This window comes from Streptosporangium sp. OZ121 (assembly GCF_051918885.1).
Classification (GTDB): Bacteria; Actinomycetota; Actinomycetes; order Streptosporangiales; family Streptosporangiaceae; genus Streptosporangium.
In genome coordinates this window covers 1-1,119 of record NZ_JBPXMC010000089.1, presented here as the reverse complement: position 1 = coordinate 1,119, position 1,119 = coordinate 1, and the positions used below count along the sequence as shown (strand labels likewise).

1 protein-coding gene is annotated in these 1,119 nt (G+C 68.6%); it reads left to right on the top strand.

Annotated features, from left to right (window positions below; all coding sequences use genetic code 11):
- A partial coding sequence (locus ACTOQ1_RS42820; protein ID WP_440074339.1) for an RHS repeat-associated core domain-containing protein occupies nucleotides 1-1,119 on the top strand: 1,119 nt, incomplete at both ends.

Below are 1,119 nucleotides of genomic sequence, written 5' to 3'. Positions count from 1 at the left end.
GCCGAACCGCTCACCGAGCAGCGCTACCACCAGACCATCACCTACGCCAAAAACGACCTGATCGACACCATCAGCGAACAACTCGGCGACACCAGCCAACCCACCGCGACCACCACCTACTCCTACGACCAGCGCCACCAGCTGACCACCGCCATCCAGCAAGGCGGCGCCGGCTACTACGCCACCTTCAGCCACCACGACAGCGGACGCCTGGCCCATGCCAACATCACCGCCAACGCCGACCCCGCCCACAGCGTCGGCCGGCGCCTGAAGGCCCGCAACGTCACCTACACCTACCAAAACCCCACCACCCCTAACACCCCCAACCCCGACCCGCAACGCCTGGCCGCCCTGCACACCGACGACGGCACCGACACCGGCACCGACCTGGCCACCTACACCTACGACGAAGCCGGCAACACCACCACCCGCACCCTGGCCGACGGAACCACCGCCACCCAAACCTGGGACGGGCCCCGCCTGCGCAAGGTCACCACCGCCAGCGGCTCGGAAACCTACTTCTACGACGGCGCCACCCGCATCGCCGCCCTCCACCACAACCCCCAAGGCACCCTCACCGGAGTGCGCCGCTCCTTCGGCGCCCAGGAAGTCCTCTACACCCCCGGCCAACCGGCCACCTACCGCCAGACCATCGGCCTGGGCGGCCAGACCATCGGCCGCCTCGACACCACCCCCGGCGCCACCGGCACCGCGGCCACCCCCACCTTCGAGCACTACACCACCAGCATCCACGGCCACCATGTGCTGGCCTTGTCCGAAGCCGGCGACACCCAACGGGTCGCCTCCTACGGCGCCCACGGCGAGGTCCTCCAAGAAAAGACCGCCGCCAACCTCCCCGTCCCCGCCGGCAAATACCCGCAACAGTTCAACGGCAAGGACTACACCCCGCACACCGAACTCACCGACTACGGCTACCGCTCCTACGACAGCCTGTCACTGACCTGGACCAGCGCCGACCCCCTCTACCAAGGCGCCCCCGACCGCGACCCCGCCAACCCCCGCGCCGCCAACCTGTATGACTTCACCGGCAACGACCCCATCAACCGCATCGACCCCAACGGCCTCGACGACATCCCCACCCAACCCGGCGAAACCATC